The sequence below is a fragment of the Streptomyces nojiriensis genome (assembly GCF_017639205.1).
GTDB lineage: Bacteria > Actinomycetota > Actinomycetes > Streptomycetales > Streptomycetaceae > Streptomyces > Streptomyces nojiriensis.
The window spans coordinates 3140682-3164655 of record NZ_CP071139.1; the positions used below are offsets into that span (position 1 = coordinate 3140682).

A 23974-nucleotide genomic window follows, 5' to 3' on the forward strand; every position below is an offset into this window, starting at 1 on the left:
CCAGGGGCAGTGAGACGACTCCGGGCCGGTGGTCTTTGACCACCGGCCCGGAGTTTCGTGTGTGGCCCGCAGGGGCTCTGGCCTGGGGTTACAGGACCGGGAGGTTCTTGCGGAGTTCGAAGGCCGTTACCTCCGAGCGGTATTCCTCCCACTCCTGCTTCTTGTTGCGCAGGAAGAAGTCGAAGACGTGCTCGCCGAGGGTTTCGGCGACCAGTTCGCTGCGTTCCATCAGGGAGATGGCCTCGCCGAGGTTCTGCGGGAGGGGTTCGATGCCCATCGCCCGGCGTTCGGCGTCGGAGAGGGCCCAGACGTCGTCGTCGGCGCCCGCCGGGAGTTCGTAGCCCTCCTCGATGCCCTTGAGGCCCGCCGCGAGGAGGACCGCGTAGGTGAGGTACGGGTTGGCGCCCGAGTCGATCGAGCGGACCTCGACGCGTGAGGAGCCCGTCTTGCCCGGCTTGTACATCGGGACGCGGATCAGGGCCGAGCGGTTGTTGTGGCCCCAGCAGATGTACGAGGGGGCCTCGCCGCCCGCGCCGGCGCTGCGGGAGGAGCCGCCCCAGATGCGCTTGTAGGAGTTGACCCACTGGTTGGTGACCGCTGCCGTCTCGGCGGCGTGCTTCAGCAGGCCCGCGATGAAGGAGCGGCCGACCTTGGAGAGCTGGTACTCGGCGCCCGACTCGTAGAAGGCGTTGCGGTCGCCCTCGAAGAGGGAGAGGTGGGTGTGCATGCCCGAGCCGGGGTATTCCGAGAACGGCTTCGGCATGAAGGTGGCCTGGACGCCCTGTTCGAGGGCCACCTGCTTCATGACCAGGCGGAAGGTCATGATGTTGTCGGCCGTGGAGAGGGCGTCGGCGTAGCGGAGGTCGATCTCCTGCTGGCCGGGGGCGCCCTCGTGGTGGCTGAACTCCACCGAGATGCCCATCGATTCGAGCATGGTGATCGCCTGGCGGCGGAAGTCCATGCCCACGTTCTGCGGGGTGTGGTCGAAGTAGCCGGAGTTGTCGGCCGGGACCGGGCGGGTGCCGTCCAGCGGCTTGTCCTTCAGCAGGAAGAACTCGATCTCCGGGTGGGTGTAGAAGGTGAAGCCCAGGTCGGAGGTCTTGGCCAGGATGCGCTTGAGGACGTAGCGCGGGTCCGCGAAGGACGGCGAGCCGTCCGGCATCAGGATGTCGCAGAACATCCGGGCGGTCCCGGGGGCCTCCGCGCGCCACGGCAGTATCTGGAACGTGCTCGGGTCCGGCTTGGCGATCATGTCGGACTCGTAGACCCGCGCGAAGCCCTCGATCGCGGACCCGTCGAAACCGATGCCCTCGTCGAAGGCCTGCTCCAGCTCCGCCGGCGCGACCGCGACGGACTTGAGGAAGCCCAGTACGTCGGTGAACCACAGGCGCACGAAGCGGATGTCGCGCTCCTCAAGCGTCCGGAGGACGAATTCCTGCTGCTTGTCCATGCCTTCATCCTCGCAGTTCAGACGGCCTGTGCACCACCGCCTCGACCGTCGGGGCACAGTCGGGCGCGCCCAGTATCGCCAGTCGTGGTTTCCGCCACATTACGCACACGGGAAAGCTCGCGGCACCCCCGCACTGACCTGGGAGCCGTCATGAGCATTACCATCTGCGCCCATGGGGGGCCGGCAGCACACGCAGCCGGGGCGTCGCGGACGTCCCGGGCTTCGGCGCGCCGTCCTGCTGATCGTCTTCGGGGTGCTGGCCGGCACGGTACTGCTGTGTGCGCGCTCGGGCGAGTCGCACGCCCCGTCGCCGGCTGCGCGGGTGCATCAAGCGGGGGCCGAGGCGGGGGCGGCATCGCACGCCGTCTGCGTGTCCCCGCACGACCTGCCCGGCTGCTCGCCGCTCACGCGCGTCACTCCGGGTGTGCTGCCCGTTCCGCCGCCCGCCGTGACCGGTCCCATGGGTGCTCCGGCGCCCGCCGCGATCGCCTCCGGGGCGGCGCGGATCCGGCCGTACGGGGCTCCGCCGCGCGCCCCCGACCTGTATGCCCTCCAGGTGCTGCGGACCTGAGCGGTCCGGTTCGGTTTCGCGTTCATCCACCCCCCTCAGCAGAAGGAAACCAGGGCACATGGCCAGCAAGTCCGGCAGGACCAACCAGAACACCGACCCGCACTCCCGTCAGGCGCGCATAGCCGAGATGCGCCGCGCCGACCAGATCCGGGAGCGGCGCAAAAAGGCCATCGCGATCACCGCCGCGTCGGCCATCGTCGTCGGCCTCGTCGGCTTCGGCGCCTGGGTGCTGATCGACCAGAAGCAGGCCGAGCAGCGCAAGCAGGCGGCCGCGGAGAAGATCCGCAAGGAGGCCGAGGCGATCCGCAAGCAGCCGGTCGAGGGCGAGCAGCTCTGGGACGCGAAGACGCTGGGCCGCAACCACGTCGAGACCCCGGTGAAGTACGAGATGAACCCGCCGGTCGGCGGTGACCACCACCCCCGCTGGATGAACTGCAACGGTGACGTCTACAAGAACCCGGTGCCGGAGGTGAACGCCGTGCACTCGCTGGAGCACGGCGCGGTCTGGGTGACGTACAACGAGAAGGCCCCCAAGGCCGACGTGGACAGGCTCGCCGCGACCGTCGGCAAGACCCCGTACACGCTGATGAGCCCGATCAAGGAGCAGACCGGCTCGATCATGCTCAGCGCGTGGGGCAAGCAGCTGACCGTGGACAGCGCGGACGACCCGCGGGTGTCGCAGTTCTTCACGAAGTACGTGCAGGGCGAGCAGACCCCGGAGCCGGGCGCGGCCTGCACGAGCGGACTGGCCGGCAAGTGAGCCGCCCGGAACGCCCGGCACACCCGGCACACCCGGCACACCCGGTCCGTCCCGTCCCCCGTACGTACTGGGTCGCGGGCACGGCCGTCCTGCTGGCCCTGCTGTTCGCGGCGGCCGCCACGGTGGCCGCCGCGAACGGCGGCGGTTCCGCCGGTTCCGGCCCGCCGGCCCCTACGGCGGCGCCCCGCACTCCGGGGATCGGCTCGCCGGACGCGGGCTTCGCCCGGGACATGGCGGTGCACCACCAGCAGGCGGTGGAGATGTCCTTCATCGTCCGCGACCGCACCCAGGACGAGGCGGTGCGCACCCTCGCCTACGACATCGCCAACACCCAGGCCAACCAGCGGGGCATGCTGCTCGGCTGGCTGGACCTGTGGGGGCTGCCGAAGGTGGTGGCCGGCGAGTCGCCGATGTCCTGGATGGGGACCTCGAGCGGCGGCCACGGCGGGCACGCGGGGCACGGTGCCGGTGCCGGCGCGGACGCCGCCAAGCCCGGCGCGCTGATGCCGGGCATGGCCACCAAGGAGGAGCTGGACCAGTTGGGCGCCGCCTCGGGCCGGGACGCGGAGGTGCTCTTCCTCCAGCTGATGACCGACCACCACAAGGGCGGCGTCACGATGGCCGAGGGCTGTGCGCAGCAGTGCGAGACCCCGGTGGAGAAGGCGCTGGCGCAGGGCATGGTCGACGCGCAGCGCTCGGAGCTCACCCTGATGGCGGACATGCTCAAGCAGCGCGGAGCCGCGCCGCGCGGGTGACGGGTCACGCCCGTACGGTGGTGAGAGGCGCCCTCTCACCCGTACGGGCGTGTGCTCCGCAGCAGGGGACCCGTATCGACCGCTCTGCGTACCGGCCAGTACGGCCCGTGGGGCCCATGGGGCCCGTACGGCCCGTGGGGGACCGCCGCGCCGGACGCGTCCGCGCCCGGTGTCGAACGGCGTGCTCAGGAGGTTCAGCGATGACCACCGCCGCAGACATCATGCACCCCGGGGCCCAGTGGATACCCGCCACCGAGACCCTCGACCGGGCCGCCCAGCTGATGGCCCGGCTCAATGTGGGCGCCCTGCCCATCAGCGACGCCGAGGAGCGGCTGTGCGGCATCATCACCGACCGCGACATCGTCGTGAACTGTGTGGCCAAGGGCCAGGACCCGGCGAAGGTCACCTGTGGTGACCTGGCCCAGGGCACCCCGCGCTGGATCGACGCGGGCGCGGACGTCGGCGACGTGCTGGAGGAGATGCAGAGCCACCAGATCCGCCGGCTGCCCGTGATCCGGAACAAGAAGCTGGTGGGCATGATCAGCGAGGCCGACCTCGCCCAGCACCTCTCCGACGACCAGATGGCGACCTTCGTGGAGAAGGTCTACGCGCGGGCCTGACCCTGCCCCGCCGTTGCCAGGACCGCCCGGGCCACCTGGCCCGGGCGGTCCAGCATGACCAGGTGGCCGGCGGGTTCGGCGACCTCGAAGCGGGCGCCGAGCAGGTCGGCGAGGTCCGCCTGCCGGGACAGCCAGCGCAGGGCCGAGCGCCCGGCCGAGCCGTCGTGACCGGCGAGGACGGTGGTGGGGGCGGCCAGCGGGTGCGTCCCGCGCAGGGCCTGCAGCTCGGCGGCCATGTCCAGGTAGCGGGAGTTCTCCAGCAGGGCGCCGCGCCAGACCCGCCCGGTGCGGTAGACGCGGCGTACGAGGTCCTGCGCGGCCGGGTCGGAGCCGCCGGTGCGTGAGGCCCGTACGGTGGCGCGCCGGGCCGACGGTCCCAGCGCGGCCGGCAGTCCGGCGGCGGTCACGGCCCGGCCGAGGGCCCGGGCGGCCGCGGTGCGCAGTACGGCGGGCAGGGCCGGGTGCGGGGCCTCCTCGACGCTGCCGTCGACCAGGACGAGCGCGGCGGTCCGCTCGGGATAGAGGCGGGCGAAGGCTTCGGCGTGGAAGGCGGCGATCGAGTGCCCGACGACGGTGACGGGACCGGCGGCGCGGGCGCCGAGCCCCAGCGCGTCGAGCAGCCCGGCGATGCGGTGGGCCTCCCCGGCGGTGGTGGGCGGCTCGGTGGCGGGGCCGCTGAGGCCGTGTCCGGGGCGGTCGAAGCGGACGACGGTGCGGCCCGCGGCGACGAGCGGTGCGACGACCGGGTCCCAGTCGAACCAGGCCATGGCGAGCCCGGCGCTGAGGACGCACACGGGTCCCCGTCCTTCGACGACGACGTGCAGCGGGACCCCGTCGACGCGGTCGACGCCGTGGACCCCGTCGACGCGCAGGACGCGGACGAACCGGCCGGTGACGCTCACGTACGGCCTTCCTTGTGGACGGAGTAGGCGAGCAGGCCCAGCCAGAGCGCGACGAGGAGCACCTGGAGCCGCTGGCCGGCGCCGAGGGCCCAGGTCCCGCGCCCGGCCGTGAACAGGGCGATCGCGGACAGGGTCCAGACGGTGGCGAGCAGTTCGAGGGCGACGAGGGCGGGGCCGTAGCGGGCGAGCGGGGCGAACCAGCCGTAGCGGCGGGCGGCGACCGTCAGGGCCACCAGGCCGACGAGGGCCCCGGCCATGGCGAGGCTGCTGCTGACGGCGTGGGCCTGGTGGGTCGCGGGGACGAGTCCGGCGGTCTCCCGGGCGGCGCATTCGGGGTCCACGGTGGGCTGGCAGCTGAGCGGCAGCCAGGCGTCGGCGGCGGTGGCCGCGCCGAAGAGGGCGACCCCGGCCCAGCCGATGACCGCCCAGGCGCGGCGGGACTCCGCGTACTTCAGCAGCCGGAAGAGGGCCAGGAGCCCTCCGGAGAAGGCCAGCAGCCCGGCGGTGAAGTCGGTGGCCCGGAAGAGGCCGCCGAGCGGCTGGTCCTGGGCGGCGAGTTCGCTGACGTACGTCTCGATGGGGTTGAGGCCGGTGGAGAGGACGACTTCGAGCACCCACGCCGTGTAGGCGGCCGCGGCGAGACCGATCAGGGTGGCGACCGGCCAGGCGGCCCGCGGCGAGAGTCCATGTGGGGACATAGTGTGACTAATCCTAAGCAGACTCGGGGTCGTTCCTACGATCGGATACCCTCCCCCGGTAGGGTTCCCGTCATGACGCGCAGTGCTCAGCGAGCCGCCCCGGGGGCCCGGTTGCTGCTGCTCGCCGCGCTGCTGCTGGGCATCGTCACCATGCACACCCTGGGCCATCCGACTGAGTCCCACGCCGTGCAAGACGTGTCCGCGGCCCACTCCGTTGCCTCGGCGGGGCGGCCCGCCCCTGCCGGGCACGGTGGCCCTCGCCACACCCCGGCCCCGGCGTCCGCCGACGCGCCCTCCCCCACGGTCCCCTTGTGGGGGTACGCGATGCCCGCGACCGAGATGGACCCCACGTCGGTCTGCCTCGCCGTGCTCGCGGGGCTCGTCGTGCTGCTCATCGGCACCGGCCGGACCGGATCCCGACGCGCCGCGCCGCTCGGGGGCGCGGCCCGCATACCGGTCCGGTCCGGCGGTGGTCCGGACCCGCCCTCGCCCCGCGAGCTCCTCACCCGGCTGGCGGTCCTGCGGGTGTAGGCCGACGCCGCCGCCCCCGCATGCCCGCGCATGCGGGGGCGGCGCCGCACCGTGCCCATGCATCCGCAACACCACACCCATGAGGTGCTCCCATGCGCTCTCTTCCCACCCGTCGCACCGTGCTCGGCGCGTCCGCGGCCGTCCTCGGCTCCGGTCTGCTCGCCGCCTGCTCCGGTTCCGCCGGTTCTTCCGATTCCGCCGGGTCCGCCGGCACCGGCACCGGCACCGGCACCGGCCACGGCTCGATGAGCCACGGCGGCTCCGCCGCGGACGTGCCCGAGGGGTACGTGGACCCGGCCGGACCCGAGGTACAGGCCGCCGAGACCGCCCGCAACGCCACCGGCCCCCTCATCGAGGTCAAGATGACCGCCACCGCCACCCCGCTCGACCTCGGCGCCGGCATCACCGTCCGCTCCTGGGCGTACGGGGACAGGCTGCCGGGCCAGGAGGTCCGGGCCACCGCGGGCGGCACGCTCGCCCTCACCCTCGCCAACAACCTCCCCGAGGCCACCTCCCTGCACTGGCACGGCCTCGCCCTGCGCAACGACATGGACGGGGTCCCGGGGGTGACCCAGCGGGACATCGCCCCGGGCGGCTCCTTCCCGTACAAGTTCGCCATCCCGAACCCGGGCACGTACTGGTTCCACCCGCACACCGGGGTCCAGCAGGACCGCGGCCTGTACGGCCCGCTGATCATCGAGGACCCCGATGAGCCCCTCTCCTACGACAAGGAGTGGGTGGTGGTCCTGGACGACTGGATCGACGGGGTGGACGGAGCCACCCCGGACGCCGTCCTCGCCGAGCTCCGCAAGGGCATGAACGGCAACCCCGGAGCCCACGCGGCCCACCGCCGGAGCGCCTCCCCCTCGCCCTCCGCCTCCCCGTCCGCCAAGGGCACCAAGAAGCGCTCCTACGTCGCCATGGGCGGCCACAGCGACTACCTCGGCGGAGACGCGGGCGACGTCGTCTACGCGTACTACCTGATCAACGGGCGGGTGGCGGACGACCCTTCGGTCCTCACCGCCGAACCGGGCGACCGGATCCGGCTGCGCATCATCAACGCCGGCGGGGACACCGCCTTCCGGATCGCCCTCGGCGACCACGAACTGACGGTCACCCACACCGACGGCCACCCGGTGGAGCAGACGAAGACGGGGTCACTGCTGCTGGGCATGGGCGAGCGCTACGACGTCCTGGTCACCGCCAAGGACGGGGTGTTCCCCCTCACCGCGCTGGCCGAGGGCAAGGAGGGCTCGGCGCTCGCGGTACTGCGCACCGGGCCGGGGACGGCGCCCACGGCCGCGACCCGGCCGGCCGAACTGGACGCGCCGCCGCTGATGGCGGACGCGCTCAGGGCCGCCGAACCGGTCGCACTGCCCCCGCGCGACCCGGACCGTACGGTGCGGCTCCGGCTCACCGGCAACATGAGCGCGTACAACTGGGCCTTCGACGGCGCGCCGTACACGCCCGACCAGCGGCACCCGGTGAAGGCGGGCGAGCGGGTCCGCCTGGAGTTCGCCAACGCCACGCCGATGTGGCACCCGGTCCACCTGCACGGGCACACCTTCGCACTGGGCGGGCAGGAGGGCGGGGCGCGCAAGGACACCGCGATCCTCCTGCCGGGGCGCAGGCTGACGGTGGACTTCGACGCGGACAACCCCGGGCTGTGGATGACGCACTGCCACAACGTCTACCACTCGGAGTCCGGGATGATGACGGTGCTCGGCTACCAGCTGTAGGCCACGGCCTTCCCGCCCGGCCTCCTCCGGGCCGGGCGGGAATTCGGGTGGGCCACCGGCGCGGACATGGCACCCTTGCGGTGATCACGACTGCCGCGACAGAAGGACGCCCCCGCCGGTATGAGCACCCCGCCGAACCCGCCCAGCACTCCTGCCGGTCCGCCGACCGAGCCGGCGGGCACCCCGACACCCGAGACGGACTCCATACCGGCGCCCGCGCAGCCGCTCTCGCTGGAGAAGACCCCGGCGGCCCCCGAGGCACCGGCGACCCCCGCGACCCCCGAGACCACCCCGGAGACGGCCGAGACCCCCGAGGCACCCGTCGCGGCCACGCCGGAGCCGGTTCCCGCCCCGTCGCCGTCCCCGTCCCCGTCGCCGTCCCCGTCGCCGTTCGCCCCGCCGACGCCGTCCGCGCCCACGCCCGCCCCCGCGGCCGCAGGCTTCGGCACCCCCGGCCACGCGTGGGGCGCGCCCACGCCCGGCTTCCCCGGAGCCGGGTACCCGGGGTACCCCGGGTACCCGCAGGCCACCCCGAACAGCAACGGCCTGGCCGTCGCCGCCGTCATCACCGGCGGCTTCGGCATCTTCCTGGGCGTCATCCCGTTCCTCTTCTGGGCCGGCACCGTGCTCGCCGCCGTCGGCGTGGGCCTCGGCATCGGCGGTACCGTCCGCGCCAACAAGGGCGCCCCGAAGAAGTCGATGGCCGTCGTCGGCACCGTGCTCGGCGTGCTCGGCATGCTCGCCTCGGTCGGCGGGCTCTTCCTCACCGTCCTGGTCGTCGACCGGGCCGACAGCCGCATCGACCGGCAGATCGACGAGGACCGGGGGCCGGACGGGCACTTCCCCAGCGGTGAGCCCTGGCCTTCCAAGTCCCCTTCGCCCACCCAGGCACCCGGCCTGACCAGCGCACTGCCGTTCGGCGAGACCTTCACCTACCCGAACGGCGTCAAGGTGAGCCTCTCGGTTCCGACGAAGTACGAGGCGCAGAACACGTACTCCCGCGACAGGATCAAGAACGCGGTCCAGCTCACCGTCACCATCACCAACGGCTCGACCACGCCGCACGAAGTGATCTACGCCGTGCCCAACGTCCGCGACGACCAGGGCATGACCGCCGACATGGTCTACGACTCCGGCAGCGTGCCGAAGTTGATCAGGGGCTCGATCCTGCCGGGCGAAACCGCCAGCGGCATCGTGGCCTTCGAGGTCCCCAAGGGCACCAAGAGCATCACCGCGGACATCTCCGCCGGGAGCAGGCTCGACGACGTGAAGTACGCGGGCCCGATCGGCTGACGGGACGTCACCACGCAGGAAACAGGCCGGGCCCAGGACATCGCGTCAGAAAGACGATTACACTGGGCCCCGTGCCTCAACTTCGACTCGCTCTGAATCAGATCGACTCGCACGTCGGCGACATCGCCGCCAACGCCGACTCGGTCGTCCACTGGACCCGGCACTCCGCCGAGCAGGGCGCCCACCTGGTGGCGTTCCCGGAGATGATGCTGACCGGGTACCCCGTCGAGGACCTCGCCCTGCGCGGTTCGTTCGTGGAGGCCTCCCGTACCGCGCTGCGCGAGCTGGCGGAGCGCCTGGCGGCCGAGGGCCTCGGCGAGCTGCCGGTCGTCGTCGGCTACCTCGACCGCACCGAGCGGGCCACGCCCCGTCTGGGCCGCCCGGCCGGCTCCCCCGAGAACGCGGCCGCCGTGCTGCACCGCGGTCGGGTCGTCCTGCGCTTCGCCAAGCACCACCTCCCCAACTACGGCGTGTTCGACGAGTTCCGGTACTTCGTGCCGGGCGACACGCAGCCGGTGATCCGGGTGGGCGGGGTCGACGTGGCCCTGGCCATCTGCGAGGACCTCTGGCAGGAGGGCGGCCGGGTCCCGGCCACCCGCTCCGCCGGGGCCGGGCTGCTGATCTCCGTGAACGCGTCCCCGTACGAGCGCAACAAGGACGACCTGCGCCTCGAACTGGTCCAGAAGCGGGCCCAGGAGGCCGGCTGCACCCTCGCCTACCTGGCGATGATCGGTGGCCAGGACGAGCTGGTCTTCGACGGCGACTCGATCGTGGTCGACGCCGACGGGCAGGTCATCGCCCGCGCCCCGCAGTTCTCCGAGGGCTGCGTCCTGGTCGACCTCGACCTGCCGGCCGCCCGAGCCGATGCACCCGAGGGCGTGGTGGACGACGGGCTGCGCATCGAGCGCGTGATCCTCTCCGAGGAGCCCGTGGAGCCGTACGAGCCGGTCGTCACCGGCGGATACGCCGACCGGCTCGACGACGACGAGGAGATCTACGACGCCCTGGTGGTGGGGCTGCGCGCCTACGTACGGAAGAACGGGTTCCGCTCCGTCCTGATCGGGCTCTCCGGCGGCATCGACTCCGCGCTCGTCGCCGCCATCGCCTGCGACGCGATCGGCGCGCAGAACGTCCACGGCGTCTCGATGCCCTCGAAGTACTCCTCGGACCACTCCCGCAGCGACGCGGCCGACCTGGCCGAGCGCACCGGGCTGAACTTCCGGACCGTCTCCATCGAGCCGATGTTCGACGCGTACATGGGCTCGCTGGGCCTGACCGGCCTGGCCGAGGAGAACCTCCAGTCCCGGCTGCGCGGCACCCTGCTGATGGCGCTGTCCAACCAGGAGGGCCACATCGTGCTGGCCCCGGGCAACAAGTCGGAGCTGGCCGTCGGCTACTCCACCCTGTACGGCGATTCGGTGGGCGCGTACGGCCCGATCAAGGACGTCTACAAGTCGGACGTGTTCCGGCTGGCGGAGTACCGCAACCGGGCCGCCGCCGAGCGCGGTGAGGTCCCGCCGATCCCGGAGAACTCGATCGTGAAGCCGCCGAGCGCCGAGCTGCGCCCGGGCCAGGTGGACACGGACTCGCTGCCGGACTACCCGGTGCTCGACGCGGTCCTGGCCCTGTACGTGGACCGCGACCAGGGCCTGGACGCGATCGTGGCGGCCGGCTTCGACCCCGAGCTGGTGGCCAGGACCCTGCGGATGGTGGACACGGCGGAGTACAAGCGCCGCCAGTACCCGCCGGGCACGAAGATCTCCGCGAAGGGCTTCGGCAAGGACCGCCGGCTGCCCATCACGAACGGCTGGCGCGAGCGGGCGTAGACGCGGGGACGCGAAGGCCCCGGCCGCTCCCCGAGGGGGGCGGCCGGGGCCTTCGTACGGCCGCGTCCGTCAGGGCTTCACGGTGACCCGGGCCGCGACGGGAAGGTGATCGCTGCCGGTGCGGGGCAGGGTCCAGGAGGCGTCCGGCCGGATGCCGCGGACCATGATCTGGTCGATCCGGGCCATCGGGAACTGCGCCGGCCAGCTGAAGCCGAAGCCGTCGCCCGCCGCACCCTGGGTGGAGCGCATCTGCGAGGTGACCTCTGACAGGGCGCGGTCGTTCATGGTTCCGTTGAGGTCACCGAGCAGGATGACCCTCTTCAGCGGTTCGGCGGCGAGCGCGGCGCCCAGCGCGCCGGCGCTGTCGTCGCGCTGGTTGGCGGTGAAGCCGGCGTTCAGCTTGACCCGGACGGAGGGCAGGTGGGCGACGAAGGCGGCGACCTCCCCGTGCGGGGTGGTGACGGTGGCGCGCATGGCCCGGGTCCAGCCCATCCGGATGTCGACGGGCGCACTCCCGCTGAGCGGGTACTTGCTCCACAGGCCGACGGTGCCCTCGACGGAGTGGTAGCGGTACACGGCCGCGAGGGTCTTCTCGTAGACCGGGACGGCGCTGCCCTTGAGCTCGGTCAGGGCCAAGACGTCGGCCCCGGACCGGGCCACCGACTCGGCGGTGCCGCGCGGGTCGGGGTTGTCGGCGTCGACGTTGTGGGTGGCGACCACCAGGTTGCCGCCGGAGCCGGACTTGTCGCTGACCAGGCCGCCGAAGAGGTTCGCCCAGACCGCGGCCGTCAGCAGTATCGCGAGGAGCGCGGTGGCGGACCTGCGGTAGACGGCCCCGGCCAGCAGGAGCGGGACGGCCAGGCCCAGCCAGGGCAGGAAGGTCTCGGTGAGGCTGCCGAGGTTGCCCACGTCGTTGGGCAGCTCCGCATGGAAGATCATGACGAGCGAGATCAGTACGGCGATCCCGGCGAGGACCCAGCCCCGCCGCCAGATTCCCGGGTCCTTGCGCAGTACGGTCAGCCGGCGCCGGAGGCGGGTCCCGGAGGGCTCGGACTCCGAGCCGCCGTTCCCCGACTCCGTCATGTACGCCTGTGCCATACCACTGCCCTCACTGCCGTGCTCGCGCTCCGTCCCCGCCCCTTGACCCTAGGCGATGAACCGGAGCCTTCCGTGCCGTACGTCACGACCGCCGGTCACGGTCGTACGCCCGGGAGGACGAACGGCCGTGCGCGGGGGGTTCCGCTTGTCACGAAACGCGCACATTGGATCCCGTGGCCAGGCTCGCACTACGGACCACTTCCGCCTTTGCCCGAGCGGATGCCACCATGGGGGGTGAGTCCGGGGACGTCGTAAGGGCGCCTCGAGATGACACAAGGAGCAGTTGCAATGACGCCTGCCGTTTCGCCTGCCCGCGAACCCGCATCCGCGGCCTCCGCCACCCTGTACGGAGGCACGGGCACCCGGCGCATCACCGTCCGCGACCTGACCCTCGCCAAGGAACGCGGCGAGAAGTGGCCCATGCTCACCGCCTACGACGCGATGACCGCGTCCGTCTTCGACGAGGCCGGTATCCCGGTCATCCTCGTCGGCGACTCCATGGGCAATTGCCACCTCGGCTACGACTCCACCGTCCCGGTGACGATGGACCAGATGACCATGCTCTCGGCGGCCGTCGTGCGCGGTACGAGCCGTGCGCTGGTCATCGGCGACATGCCGTTCGGCTCGTACCAGGAAGGCGCGGTGCAGGCCCTGCGCAGCGCCACCCGTCTCGTCAAGGAGGCCGGGGTCGGCGCGGTGAAGCTGGAGGGCGGCGAGCGCTCGCTGGCCCAGACCGAGCTGATCGTGCAGTCCGGCATCCCCGTCATGTCCCACCTGGGTCTGACCCCGCAGTCCGTCAACGCCATGGGCTACCGGGTCCAGGGCCGCGGCGACGAGGCCGCGCACCAGCTGCTGCGCGACGCGAAGGCGGCGCAGGACGCGGGCGCGTTCGCGGTGGTGCTGGAGCTCGTCCCGGCCGAGCTGGCCGCCGAGGTCACCCGGTCGCTGCACATCCCGACGGTCGGCATCGGCGCGGGCGCGGACTGCGACGCGCAGGTGCTGGTGTGGACCGACATGATGGGCCTGACCGGCGGGAAGATGCCGAAGTTCGTCAAGCAGTACGCGAAGCTCCGCGAGACCATGACGGACGCGGCGAAGGCCTTCGCCGAGGACGTGGTCGGCGGAACGTTCCCGCAGGCGGAGCACGCCTTCCACTGATCGCGCGCGTGATCGCTCCGACAGCCCGCCGACCGCGTGTCGGCGGGCTGTCGTATGTCTGTCGTACGTTTGTCGGTCGGCTGTCGGTGCTTTGTCAGTGGCGGCTGGTCCCATGTGGACATGACGCGAAACGACAACAAGCCCAACGCCGTGGAGGTACGGGGGCTGGTCAAGCACTACGGCGAGACCAAGGCCCTCGACGGTGTCGACCTGGACGTACGGGAGGGCACGGTCCTCGGGGTCCTCGGCCCCAACGGCGCCGGCAAGACCACGCTCGTCCGCTGCCTCTCCACCCTGATCGTCCCGGACTCCGGCACGGCGACCGTCGCCGGTTTCGACGTGGTCCGCCAGCCGCGGCAGCTGCGCCGCACCATCGGCCTCACCGGCCAGTACGCCTCGGTCGACGAGAAGCTCTCCGGCTGGGAGAACCTCTACATGATCGGGCGGCTGCTCGACCTCTCCCGCAAGGACTCCCGCCGCCGCGCGGACGAGATGCTGGAGCGGTTCTCCCTGACCGAGGCGGCCAGGAAGGCCGTCATGAACTACTCCGGCGGCATGCGCCGCCGGCTCGACCTCGCCGCCTCCCTGATCGGCAACCCGGCCGTGCTGTACCTGGACGAGCCGACCACCGGTCTCGACCCCCGCACCCGCAACGAGGTGTGGGACGAGGTCCAGCGCCTGGTCGCCGAGGGCGCCACCGTGCTGCTCACCACCCAGTACATGGAGGAGGCCGAGCAGCTCGCCAGCGAGCTGACGGTCATCGACCGCGGCAAGGTCATCGCCAACGGCAAGGTCGACGAGTTGAAGGCGCGCGTCGGCGGCCGCACCCTGAAGATCCGCCCCGTGGCCGCGTCGGACCTGCCGGGCATGGCCCGCGCGCTGGCCGAGGCCGGACTGGACGGCGTGGCCGGCAGCCAGGCCGTACCGGACGAGGGCGTGCTGCTGGTCCCGATCCTCAGCGACGAGCAGCTGACGGCCGTCGTCGGCCTGCTGGCCGCCCGCGGGTACGCGATCGCCGACCTCGGCACCTACCTGCCCAGCCTGGACGAGGTGTTCCTGGCCATCACCGGCCAGAAGCCCCTCTCCGTCGAGGACTCCGTTCCCACCGAGAAGACCGAGGAGGTCGCGGCATGAGCACCGTAACCACGACGAAGCCCGCCCCCACCGCGCCCGGTCCGGCCTCGGTGGCCGTCCCGCACGGCGAGGGCCGGATCGGCCTGCGGGGCAACCTGCGGCACATCGGCGCCCTGGTGCGCCGCAACGCCCTGCAGATCAAGCAGGATCCCGAGTCGATGGTCGACGTCGTGCTCATGCCGATCATCTTCGCGCTGTTGTTCGTGTTCGTCTTCGGCGGCGCGATCTCCGGCAAGGGGAACCAGGCGGAGTACGTCAACTACGTGATCCCCGGCCTCATGGCCATGATGGGCATGAACATCGCCATGGGTGTCGGCACCGGGGTCAACGACGACTTCAAGAAGGGCGTGATGGACCGGTTCCGGTCCATGCCCATCGCCCGGTCGTCGGTGCTCATCGCCAAGATCGTCGTCGAGCTCGGCCGGATGATGGTGGCCATCGCCATCCTGCTCGCCGTGGGCTTCCTGCTCGGCCTGTCGATCAAGGGCCCGGTGACGGGCCTGTTCCTCGCCATCGGGCTGTCGGCCGTCTTCGGCGCGTCGCTGATGTGGATCTTCGTCCTGCTCGGTCTCACCATGAAGACCCCGCAGGCCGTCCAGGGCATGGCGATGATGGTCCTGATGCCGCTGCAGTTCGGCAGCTCGATCTTCGCCCCGCCCACCACGATGCCTGACTGGCTGCAGTCCTTCACGGACTACAACCCGCTGTCGAACCTGGCCGACGCGGCCCGCGCCCTGATCAACGACGCTCCGGTCGGCGACTCGGTGTGGATGACGCTGATCTGGTCGCTGGCCATCACCGCGGTCACCATGCCGCTCGCGGTGCGGAAGTTCCGCCAGAAGACCTGACCCGCGGACCGATCCGTTCGGATCGCGTCCCGGACGGGCACCGGCCGGGGGCCGGGTCAGATGAGGGCGGTGGCCTCCTCCAGGGAGAGGCCACCGCCTTCGGCGTACGCCTTCTCGTAGACGGCGTCGCCCAGCGCCGCCCGGGTCAGCTCCTGCACGCGGGCGCTGTCCTCGCGCTCCGTCGTGACCGGGAAGTGGGCGGGCGGCAGCTGCGCCCGGTAGGCACCCAGCAGCCTGGCGGCGTCGTACTCCCGGCGCGGTCCGCCGAGCAAGACCTGCGAGAGGGCTGCTGTCAGCAGGTAGACCGCGGGCATCTGGGGGGCCACCATGCGCGCCATCGGGTCCATGACGGTGCCCATGCCGTGGCGCAGCCGGTCGAGGGCCTCCTCGTACAGCCCCTGCCGGTTGTCGAGCCAGGCCATCGTGGCGAGCAGGAAGCCGTCGAAGATGGCGAACGCGCCGAAGGCGAACTCGTCCCGCAGGAGCTGCAGCTGGCCGCGCGCCTCGGCGATCCGTCCCGTGCGGCCGAGGATGCCCGCGAGGAACATCCGGGCGGCGGGCATGGCCTCGTTGCCGTACCGCTGCGCCCTCGCGGTGACCTCGGTGAGGATCTGCTCGGCCTCCTCGATCCGGCCGGCCTCGGTCAGCGTCCCGGCCATCCGTACGCGCAGCACCGTCACCTGGGCCAGGGCGCCGAGGCGTTCGGCGTAGGCGATGGCCTCCCGGTAGTCGCGGGCGGCCAGTGCGTACTCGCCGCGCTTCTCCCGGGCCTCGGCGCGGGCGGACAGGGCCTCGGCGCAGCCCCAGGCATCGCCGAGTTCGCGGAACAGGGCCAGGCTCTCGTCGGCGTCGCGCGAGGCGTCGCCCGCCCAGTCGGCCCGGTTCGCGAGGATGTTGGCGCGCAGCTGGAGGGCGGAGGCCAGTTCCCAGCGGTAGCCGAGCTCGCGGGCGGTCGCGACGGTCGCGTCGACGACCCGCTGCATCAGTCCGGGGTTGCCGGCGATCATGACGGCGTAGATCCACAGGGAGGCGGGGGTCCGGCAGGTCTGCGGCAGTCCGGGCCGGTAGGTGGCGAGGACCCCGTCGATCAGGGCGCGGACCGAAGGGGTGTTCCAGGTCTCGTTGGTCTGGTCGCGGGAGGCCAGCAGGACCAGGTTGAGGGCGCGCCAGCCCTCGGTGCGCGTTTCGCCGGAGTAGGGCGGCGGCGTGTCGACGAGCCGTTCGTAGACGGGCTCGGCGGGGACGAAGGGCGGCTCGAAGGGGTTGGGGCCGAGGGTGGCGGCGGCCTCGGCCCAGTGCCGGGACTCGGAGCGCAGGTCGTGCATGTGCCAGTACCAGCCGAGCGAGTGGACCAGGCACAGGGCCTCGTCGGCGTCGCGGACGGCGACGGCCCGGCGCAGGGCGGTACGCAGGTTCTCGTACTCGGTGGCGAGCCGGTCGGTGGCCGCCCGCTGGCCGTGGCCGCGCAGCAGCGGCTCGGTGGTGCGGGCGAGCTCCCGGTAGTGCACGAGGTGGCGGTGCTCGGTGGCCTCTCGGTCGCCGTCGGTCTCGGCGAGGCGTTCGGCGGCGTACTCGCCGACCGTCTCCAGGAGGCGGTAGCGCATGCCGCGGCCGTCGGCTCCCGGGGTGGCCACGACGAGGGACTTGTCGACGAGGGAGCCGAGGACGTCGGCGGGGTCGTACGAGGGGTCGCGGGCCGGGTCGGCGCAGACGGCCTCGGCGGCGGCGAGGTCGCAGCCGCCGGCGAAGACGGACAGCCGGCGCAGGACGGTGCGTTCGGCCTCGTCGAGCAGTTCCCAGGACCAGTCGACGACCGCGCGCAGGGTCTGCTGGCGGGGCAGGACGGTACGGGCACCGCTGGTCAGCAGGCGGAAGCGGTCGTCGAGGCGGTCGGCGATCTGGCGCGGGGTGAGCAGCCGCAGCCGGGCGGCCGCCAGCTCGATGGCGAGCGGCAGACCGTCGAGGCGGCGGCAGATCTCGGCGGCCGCGGCCGGGTCCTCCTCGACGGTGAACCCGGCGCGGGCGGCGGCCCCGCGGTCGCCGAGCAGCCGCAGCGCGATCGGGTCGGGCAGCGGTTCGACCGGGCGCAGGGACTCCCCCGGAACGCCGAGGGGTTCGCGGCTGGTGGCCAGGATCCGGACGTCGGGGCAGTGCGTGAGGAGGCGTTCCGCGAGGGCGGCGGCCGCGCCGATGACGTGCTCGCAGTTGTCGAGCAGCAGCAGGAGCCGGCGTCGTGCGCAGTGCTCGGCGAGCCGGTCGAGGGGGTCGTCCCCGGCGCGTTCGGTGAGGGCGCGCAGTTCCTCGGCGGCGGCGCCGCGCAGCTTGGTCTCCCGGGCCCCGAGTGCGGCGAGGGTGGCTTCGGCGACGTCCTCCGGGTCGCCGGGCCCGTCGATGGGGGCGAGTTCGACGAGCCAGACCCCGTCGGGCCAGGCGCTCGCGTCCTGGGCCTCGGCGGCCTCCTGGGACAGCCGCGTCTTGCCTGCGCCGCCGGGCCCGAGGAGCGTGACGAGGCGGGCTCTCGCGAGGTCGTCCCCGATGACGCGGATGTCGTCCTCACGGCCGACGAAGGTGGTCAGGCGCGCCCGCAGGTTTCCCGCGGACGCGGGGGCGGCCCGGGGCCCGTCGGCGGCGGCAGCGGTGGTGGCCGTGGCGGCGACCGTGGCGGCAGCGGCCGGCGGCCGCGCGTCCGAGGACAGCAGTTCGGCGTGCAGGGCCCGCAGTTCCGGACCCGGGTCGGTGCCCAGCCGGTCGGACAGCTCCCGGCGGAGGCCGTCGTACTCGGCCAGCGCCTCCGCCGGGCGGCCGGCGTCGCGCAGGGCCCGGATGCGCAGGGTGTGCAACGGCTCGTCCAGCGGCTGCTGCGCGCACAGCGCGGTCAGCTCCGGCAGGCACCGCTCCGCCTCGCCCATGGCCAGGGCCGCCGCGAGCCGCCCCCGGCGCGCGTCCATGCGTACGGCCTCCCAGCGGGCGGCCTCGGCGGCCGGGTCCGGCAGGTCGGCGAGGGCCGGTCCGCGCCACAGGGCGAGGGCCTCCTCGTACAGGGCCGCCGCCTCGGCCGGGTCCGGTGCCCCGCCGCCGGCCCGGACCAGCCGCTCGAAGCGGTACAGGTCGACGTCCTCGCGCTCGGCGGCCAGCTGGTAGCCGCCTTCCGCGGACCGCACGGCCGTGTGCCCGAGCGCCCGCCGCAGCCGGGCGACCAGCGCCTGCAGGGCCGCCACCGCGTCGGCCGGCGGATCGCCGGCCCACACCTCGGTGACGAGCAGCTGGGCGGGCACCACCCGCCCCGGCCGCACCGCGAGCGCTGTCAGGAGCGCCCGCAGGCGTGCTCCGCCGACGGCGACGGGAGTCCCGTCGTCGTGGATGGCCTGGGCGGTTCCGAGGATCGCGTAACGCACCGGCCCATTGTCCCCGCACCCGGCCCGGGACCCGCACAGTTTTCCGTTCGGCCTGCGGGATAGGTTTCGCGCATGGGTCATCAGGGCGGTCGCGGCGAGCGGCAGATCAGTTCGGTATTCCTCGGCATCTTCGCGATCATGGCCGTCACGGGCTGGGCGGTGTGGACGGGGTACGCGGCGAGCCCCGGACTGGCCGTGTTCCTCTTCGTGACGTCGGCGTGGATCGTCTCCCTGTGCCTGCACGAGTACGCGCACGCCCGCACCGCCCTGCACGGCGGTGACCTCACGGTGGGCGCCAAGGGTTACCTGACGCTGAATCCGCTCAAGTACACGCACGCGCTCCTCAGCATCGTGCTGCCGGTGATCTTCGTGATCCTGGGCGGCATCGGCCTGCCCGGCGGCGCGGTGTTCATCGAGCGGGGCCGGATCCAGGGCCGCTGGAAGCACAGCCTCATCTCGGCGGCGGGCCCGCTGACCAATGTGGCCTTCGCCGTCGTGTGCACGGCCCCCTTCTGGCTGGACGCCCTCGACGGGGTGCCGCTGGCGTTCCGCTACGCGCTCGCCTTCCTCGCCATGCTGCAGGTCTCGGCGGCGATCCTGAACTTCCTGCCGGTACCCGGCCTGGACGGCTACGGGGTCATCGAGCCCTGGCTGTCCTACCGGGTGCGCCGCGAGATGGAGCCGCTGGCGCAGTTCGGCCTGCTGGCCGTGTTCGCACTGCTGTGGATCCCGGGGGTCAACGCGTTCTTCTTCGGCGCGGTGGACGGCCTGATGTCCGCGCTCGGCGTGTCGGACCTGGAGACGTACTGCGGCCGCGACCTCTACAGCTTCTGGCGGGACACCGACGGCTTCTGCGCCGTCCCGCAGGACTGACGGCCCGGGGCCGGGCGGGGACCGTAGCGGCCCGAGCCGCCCACCCGATCAAATGTCAGTGCGATCTGCTATCCCTTTCGGGAACACTGCGACTGATCCGATCGATCAACAGCATTGATCCCAGGGGGGACTTCGCACCCATGACACCCAAGGCACGCTTACACGCCCTGCCCGCGGCGGCCCTGTCGCTGGCGCTCGGCCTGGCCGCCGCGGCGCCGGCTTCAGCCGCCGCCGACCCGGCGGCGCCCACGGTCACGGCGCCCCGCACCGGCCCGGCCCCCGGGTTCGCCGGCGAGGACCAGCGGTCCGACTGCTACACCGACCCGTACACAGGATCCGGAGCCGGCTGGATCGGCCTGAACGACGTCACCACCAAGGTCACCGCCGCTTCGCCGTCCCATGCCCAGCTGCAGACGACGTTCCAGCTGTGGGACACCTCGTACGGGGGCAAGCGCACCGACTTCCCGACCTCGTGGTCCACCTACCCCGAGGCCACCACGCACCTCTCCCGCGACCTGCTGAAGGACGGCGGCCAGTACGCATGGCGGGCCCGGGCCACCGACGGGAAACTGACCAGCCCTTACACGGCCTGGTGCTACTTCCGCGTGGACCACACCCAGCCCACCGCCGAGGTCACCACGGACGAGACCCCCAAGAAGGTCGGCGAGGAGGCCACCTTCACCCTGAAGGGGACCGACACCGGCTCGGGGATCGCCTGCGCCCGCTGGCAGACGACCCCGGTCTTCGGCGTCGGCTGGAGCTGCGCGGACGAGGCGACCGACTCCCGCGTCGTCCGGCTGACGGACGGCTCGGCCGACATCAAGGTCAAGCCGGCCACCTGGGGCAGCCAGGCGGTGTACCTCCAGACGATGGACAACGCGGGCAACCTCGGACAGGCGCAGGCGTACTACTACGCGCAGCCCGCCACCAAGCCCGCCGCCTTCGGCGACATCGACGCCGACGGAAAGCCGGACGTCCTCGTCCCGGACGCGGCGGGCAACCTCCGCAAGCGGGGCGCGAACCCGCTGGACCCCGCGAACGCCCACCGCATGGCCGCCCCGGGCGGCGGCGAGAGCTGGGCCGGCGTCCAGTACACCCACCGAGGGTCCTTCAGGGGTCAGACCGTCGACGACCTACTGGCCCATGCCCCCGGCGGGGAGTACCTCTACCAGTTCAGGAACGACGGCGCGGGACGCTTCACGGGGCAGGCTCCGATGCACATCGAGAAGCCCACCGCGTGCGTGGACGCGGCAGGTTCGGTCATCGACTGCGCTCGGCACGGCTTCGGTCCGGACTGGTCGAAGGTCAAGCAGATCGCCGCATACGGATCGCCCACCGGCGACAGCACGGTAGGTGGCTTCCTGCCGCTCAGCTCCCTGTTGTTCGTCGAGAACGGGCGGCTGTGGCTCGCGAAGCCGAGCGGCATGGAACTGCCGACGGCCACGCTGCTCTCCGGTAACAACACCCGTTGGGGCGGCTACGACCTGCTCACCCCGGGCCGGGCGCAGGGTACGGACTTCCCGACCCTGTGGGCCCGCTCCCGGGCGGACGGCGCGATCCGCGCCTTCTCCGTCAAGGGCACCGCGGACGCACCGGACTTCTCCGCCTTCGTGAACCCGGCCGCCGGGCCGGTCCTGTCCACCCTGACTCCGGCCGCGCACCCGCGCGTCGGCTCCGACGGCGATCTCACGGGTGACGGCCTGCCGGACCTGTGGTCCGCGGACGCCACCGGCAAGGTCACCGTGTTCCCGGGTACGGGCACGACCACCCCGCACCCCGCGGTCACCGGCTTCGGCCCGGCCGCCTGACCTGCCGGAGTTCCTATCCGACCTGGCGCGCGGCGGAGGCCTTCTCGGCCTTCGCCTTGCGCAGGTAGTACCAGGCCATGTTGGACGTGAGGCCGGCCAGCAGCACCCAGACGATCCCGAGGAAGCTGCCCTCGACGAAGGCGATGACGGCCGCGGCCACCGCACAGGCGCAGACGACGATGGCGAAGACGGCAAGGCGGGGCATGGGATGAGCTCCTCGGAAACACTGAACGGGTCGAGCCCCTCCAGTGTCCCCCATGCCCCGCAGTGCTGCCGTAAGGGCGCCGGCGATCCCGTCCGGCCCGTTTCCGGCTTCACCTGATCTTCTGCGCCCCGTGGCACTAGGTTCGGCGGGTACGCGCCGTATCCGGGCGTGACAGAACGGACAGCCCGGCCTGCTCGGCCCGCGACGGACGACGCCGGGCGAGTGGGGGGAGCACGTATGCAGGAGATCTCCAAGGGCGCGAACGTCAGCCTGACCGCCCTCAGCGAGGACGCCGGGGCGGTCGTCGTGAGCCTGGGCTGGACCAGCGCCACCGGAGCCGGCGATGCCGATGTCTCCGTGCTGCTCCTGGACGAGAACGGCAAGATCCGCAGCGAGAACGACTTCTACTTCTACAACCACCCCGCCGCCGCGGACGGAAGCGTCCAGCTCCTCGGCAAGACGCCGACCTCGAACGGCGACGAGGACCGCATCAGCGTGGACCTCACCGCCGTTCCCGAGGACGTGGCGCGGATCGTGGTGGCGGCCAGCCAGTACGGCGGCGCACGCTTCGGGGACCTCGACGATCTGCGGATGACGGTCTCGGACCGGACGGGGGAGCCGCTCGTCGGGTACTCCATCGAGGACGCGGGCGTGGAGACGGCCTTCATCTTCGGTGAGCTGTACCGGCGCGGCGAGGAGTGGAAGTTCCGTGCCGTGGGACAGGGGTACGAGACCGGCCTCACCGGGCTGGCGACGGACTTCGGCATCGACGTACTGGAGGACACCGAGCCTGCGGCGGCGACAGCGCCGGCGGCCGGGCCCGGCGCCGTGCCCGCGCCGCCTGAGGAGGGCGGGGTGGCCGCCGTCCCGGTCCCGGCCGAGGCGCCCGCGACGGCCCCCGAGGCCACGGCGGCGACCGAGGCGGCGGCTGCGTCGGGCGCCACCGTGCCCGCCCAGACCCGCGGCCGCGCACCCCGAACGACGCGGAAGAAGGTCACCCTGCCCAAGGTGGCCAAGAAGTCGCTCGCCGAGAACGACACCTGGCGCACCGCGCGGCTGTTCCCCGTGCCGTCCCTCAAGAGCGACAAGGAGCGCGAGGTCCGGGCGACCTCCGTACTGCTCTCCGTCATGGCGCAGGTGCCCGAGCTGGGCCGCCGCCTCACCGCCGGGTTCGGGGCACCCGCGGGCCGCATGCAGACCTTCACCGAGGTCCCCCTCCCCCACGGCGACACCCCGAAGCGGCCGGACGGGGTGATCCGGGTGGAACGCGCGGGCAAGCTGTGGACGGCGCTCGTGGAGACGAAGACGCACGGCAATCCGCTCAAGGACGAGCAGGTCCAGCAGTACATGGACATCGCGGCGCGCCGCGGCTACGAGGCGGTGATCACGCTCTCCAACGACGTGGCCCTGGACGGCTCGCCCGTGGTCGACGTCAAGATCGACGGGCGGCGCAAGCACAAGGTCAGCCTCTGGCACCTGTCCTGGGCGGAGGTGGCCCACCAGGCCCAGATGCTGATCCGCCACGAGGGCGTCGGCAACGCCGCCCACGCCTGGCTCCTCCAGGAGCTCCTGGAGTACCTCCAGCACGAGAACTCGGGCTGCCACGGATTCCAGAACATGGGTCCCGCCTGGGTGCCCGTGCGCAAGGGCATCGAGGACGAGACCATCAGCCCCGACGACGAGCGCGCCGTCGACGTCGTCGAGAGCTGGGAGCGGCTGATCCGCCAGGTCTGCCTGCGCCTCGGCGGCGAGTTGGGGCAGAAGGCCCTGCCCGTGCAGCGCACCCGGCGCGACAGCGATCCGCGGGCCCGCCGGATCGCGGCGGCCGCGGCCCTGTGCGCCGACGGGAAGCTCTCCGCCGAACTGCGCATCGACGGAACGAGTTCCGTCATCGCCGTCACCGCCGATCTGCGGACCGGCAAGGTCCGGACCTCCGTGGACATCCCGGCCCCGGAGGGCTCGTACCCGCTGGCCACGACGAAGCGGCTGCTGCGGGCGCTGGCCGAGGCGCCGGCGGACCTGCACGTCCAGACGCTGGTGGAGGGCGAGAACGGGCCGCGCGGCACCCTGGAGCGGCTGCGTCCCGAGCCCGGCGACCTGCTGCCCAAGGACGGGGCCGCGCCGACCGGGTTCCGGCTGTCGCTGATCAAGGGGATGGGGAACACCCGGGGCAACACGGAGTCCGGTTTCATCCGCGGCGTCGACGGCGCGGTCGACCGCTTCTACCACGGTGTGGTGGCCCACCTGGGCGCCTTCGAGGCGCGCGGCGGCCGCCGGAGCTGATCCGCGTGCCTGGCGGTCCGGTCCCGG

At 72.5% G+C, this 23974-nt stretch carries 20 protein-coding genes; 14 read left to right on the top strand and 6 right to left on the bottom strand.

The window, feature by feature from the left end; genetic code table 11:
• Positions 1-88 precede the first annotated feature (88 nt).
• Entirely contained in the window at positions 89-1450 is a 1362-nt protein-coding gene (locus JYK04_RS14615) for a glutamine synthetase family protein (protein WP_030717411.1), read from the bottom strand.
• Positions 1451-1622: 172 nt separating this feature from the next.
• Between JYK04_RS14615 and JYK04_RS14620 the strand changes: the two genes are divergently transcribed.
• The 4 genes from JYK04_RS14620 (at position 1623) to JYK04_RS14635 (ending at position 4156) form a co-directional block, all read left to right on the top strand.
• Positions 1623-2021, top strand: coding sequence for a hypothetical protein (locus tag JYK04_RS14620; protein ID WP_189736488.1), 399 nt, complete (start codon positions 1623-1625; stop codon positions 2019-2021).
• Positions 2022-2079: 58 nt separating this feature from the next.
• The gene (locus JYK04_RS14625) at positions 2080-2781 is read left to right on the top strand and encodes a DUF3105 domain-containing protein (RefSeq protein ID WP_189736490.1); all 702 of its coding nucleotides are present in this window, start codon (positions 2080-2082) and stop codon (positions 2779-2781) included.
• Between the two features lie 98 nt (positions 2782-2879).
• Positions 2880-3536, top strand: coding sequence for a DUF305 domain-containing protein (locus tag JYK04_RS14630; protein WP_189736651.1), 657 nt, complete (start codon positions 2880-2882; stop codon positions 3534-3536).
• A 200-nt stretch (positions 3537-3736) separates the two neighbouring features.
• Positions 3737-4156, top strand: coding sequence for a CBS domain-containing protein (locus tag JYK04_RS14635; RefSeq protein ID WP_189736492.1), 420 nt, complete (start codon positions 3737-3739; stop codon positions 4154-4156).
• Here the strand turns inward: JYK04_RS14635 and JYK04_RS14640 are convergent.
• Positions 4141-5058 carry an alpha/beta fold hydrolase gene (locus JYK04_RS14640; RefSeq protein WP_229875172.1) on the bottom strand — a complete coding sequence of 306 codons (918 nt, stop codon included), beginning with the start codon at positions 5056-5058 and terminating at the stop codon, positions 4141-4143. The two genes, JYK04_RS14635 and JYK04_RS14640, sit on opposite strands and share 16 nt — an antisense overlap.
• Entirely contained in the window at positions 5055-5756 is a 702-nt protein-coding gene (locus JYK04_RS41190) for a DUF998 domain-containing protein (protein ID WP_229875173.1), read from the bottom strand. Before JYK04_RS41190 ends, JYK04_RS14640 begins: the two co-directional genes overlap by 4 nt.
• 72 nt (positions 5757-5828) lie before the next feature.
• Between JYK04_RS41190 and JYK04_RS14645 the strand changes: the two genes are divergently transcribed.
• From JYK04_RS14645 to JYK04_RS14660, 4 genes are all read left to right on the top strand, one after another.
• A complete protein-coding gene (locus tag JYK04_RS14645; protein WP_189736496.1) occupies positions 5829-6287 on the top strand; it encodes a hypothetical protein in 459 nt (152 codons plus the stop codon).
• A gap of 92 nt (positions 6288-6379) precedes the next feature.
• A complete protein-coding gene (locus JYK04_RS14650; protein WP_189736498.1) occupies positions 6380-8026 on the top strand; it encodes a multicopper oxidase family protein in 1647 nt (548 codons plus the stop codon).
• Positions 8027-8146: 120 nt separating this feature from the next.
• Entirely contained in the window at positions 8147-9319 is a 1173-nt protein-coding gene (locus JYK04_RS14655; RefSeq protein WP_189736500.1) for a DUF4190 domain-containing protein, read from the top strand.
• A gap of 71 nt (positions 9320-9390) precedes the next feature.
• A complete protein-coding gene (locus tag JYK04_RS14660; RefSeq protein ID WP_189736502.1) occupies positions 9391-11145 on the top strand; it encodes an NAD+ synthase in 1755 nt (584 codons plus the stop codon).
• 69 nt (positions 11146-11214) lie between these two features.
• Here JYK04_RS14660 and JYK04_RS14665 read toward each other — a convergent pair whose 3' ends face one another.
• Positions 11215-12243, bottom strand: coding sequence for an endonuclease/exonuclease/phosphatase family protein (locus JYK04_RS14665; RefSeq protein WP_189736504.1), 1029 nt, complete (start codon positions 12241-12243; stop codon positions 11215-11217).
• 288 nt (positions 12244-12531) lie between these two features.
• Here JYK04_RS14665 and panB point away from each other — a divergent pair, with 288 nt between their 5' ends.
• The 3 genes from panB (at position 12532) to JYK04_RS14680 (ending at position 15383) form a co-directional block, all read left to right on the top strand.
• Positions 12532-13401, top strand: coding sequence for a 3-methyl-2-oxobutanoate hydroxymethyltransferase (gene panB / locus JYK04_RS14670; protein ID WP_189736506.1), 870 nt, complete (start codon positions 12532-12534; stop codon positions 13399-13401).
• A 120-nt stretch (positions 13402-13521) separates the two neighbouring features.
• The gene (locus JYK04_RS14675; RefSeq protein WP_189736508.1) at positions 13522-14535 is read left to right on the top strand and encodes an ATP-binding cassette domain-containing protein; all 1014 of its coding nucleotides are present in this window, start codon (positions 13522-13524) and stop codon (positions 14533-14535) included.
• Positions 14532-15383, top strand: a complete 852-nt coding sequence (locus JYK04_RS14680) for an ABC transporter permease (RefSeq protein WP_189736510.1) — start codon at positions 14532-14534, stop codon at positions 15381-15383. Before JYK04_RS14675 ends, JYK04_RS14680 begins: the two co-directional genes overlap by 4 nt.
• Positions 15384-15439: 56 nt before the next feature.
• Here the strand turns inward: JYK04_RS14680 and JYK04_RS14685 are convergent, their stop codons facing one another.
• The gene (locus tag JYK04_RS14685; RefSeq protein ID WP_229875174.1) at positions 15440-18778 is read right to left on the bottom strand and encodes an AfsR/SARP family transcriptional regulator; all 3339 of its coding nucleotides are present in this window, start codon (positions 18776-18778) and stop codon (positions 15440-15442) included.
• Between the two features lie 72 nt (positions 18779-18850).
• On the opposite strand from JYK04_RS14685, the gene JYK04_RS14690 reads away from it, so the two are divergent.
• Entirely contained in the window at positions 18851-19651 is an 801-nt protein-coding gene (locus JYK04_RS14690; protein WP_189736514.1) for a site-2 protease family protein, read from the top strand.
• A 140-nt stretch (positions 19652-19791) separates the two neighbouring features.
• Positions 19792-21459, top strand: coding sequence for an FG-GAP repeat domain-containing protein (locus tag JYK04_RS14695; protein WP_189736516.1), 1668 nt, complete (start codon positions 19792-19794; stop codon positions 21457-21459).
• A 13-nt stretch (positions 21460-21472) separates the two neighbouring features.
• Here JYK04_RS14695 and JYK04_RS14700 read toward each other — a convergent pair whose 3' ends face one another.
• Complete coding sequence (locus JYK04_RS14700; RefSeq protein ID WP_189736518.1) at positions 21473-21664, bottom strand: hypothetical protein; 192 nt, start codon at positions 21662-21664, stop codon at positions 21473-21475.
• 237 nt (positions 21665-21901) lie between these two features.
• Between JYK04_RS14700 and JYK04_RS14705 the strand changes: the two genes are divergently transcribed.
• Positions 21902-23947 (top strand): TerD family protein, encoded by a 2046-nt coding sequence (locus tag JYK04_RS14705; protein ID WP_189736520.1) that lies wholly within the window; start codon positions 21902-21904, stop codon positions 23945-23947.
• Positions 23948-23974 lie beyond the last annotated feature (27 nt).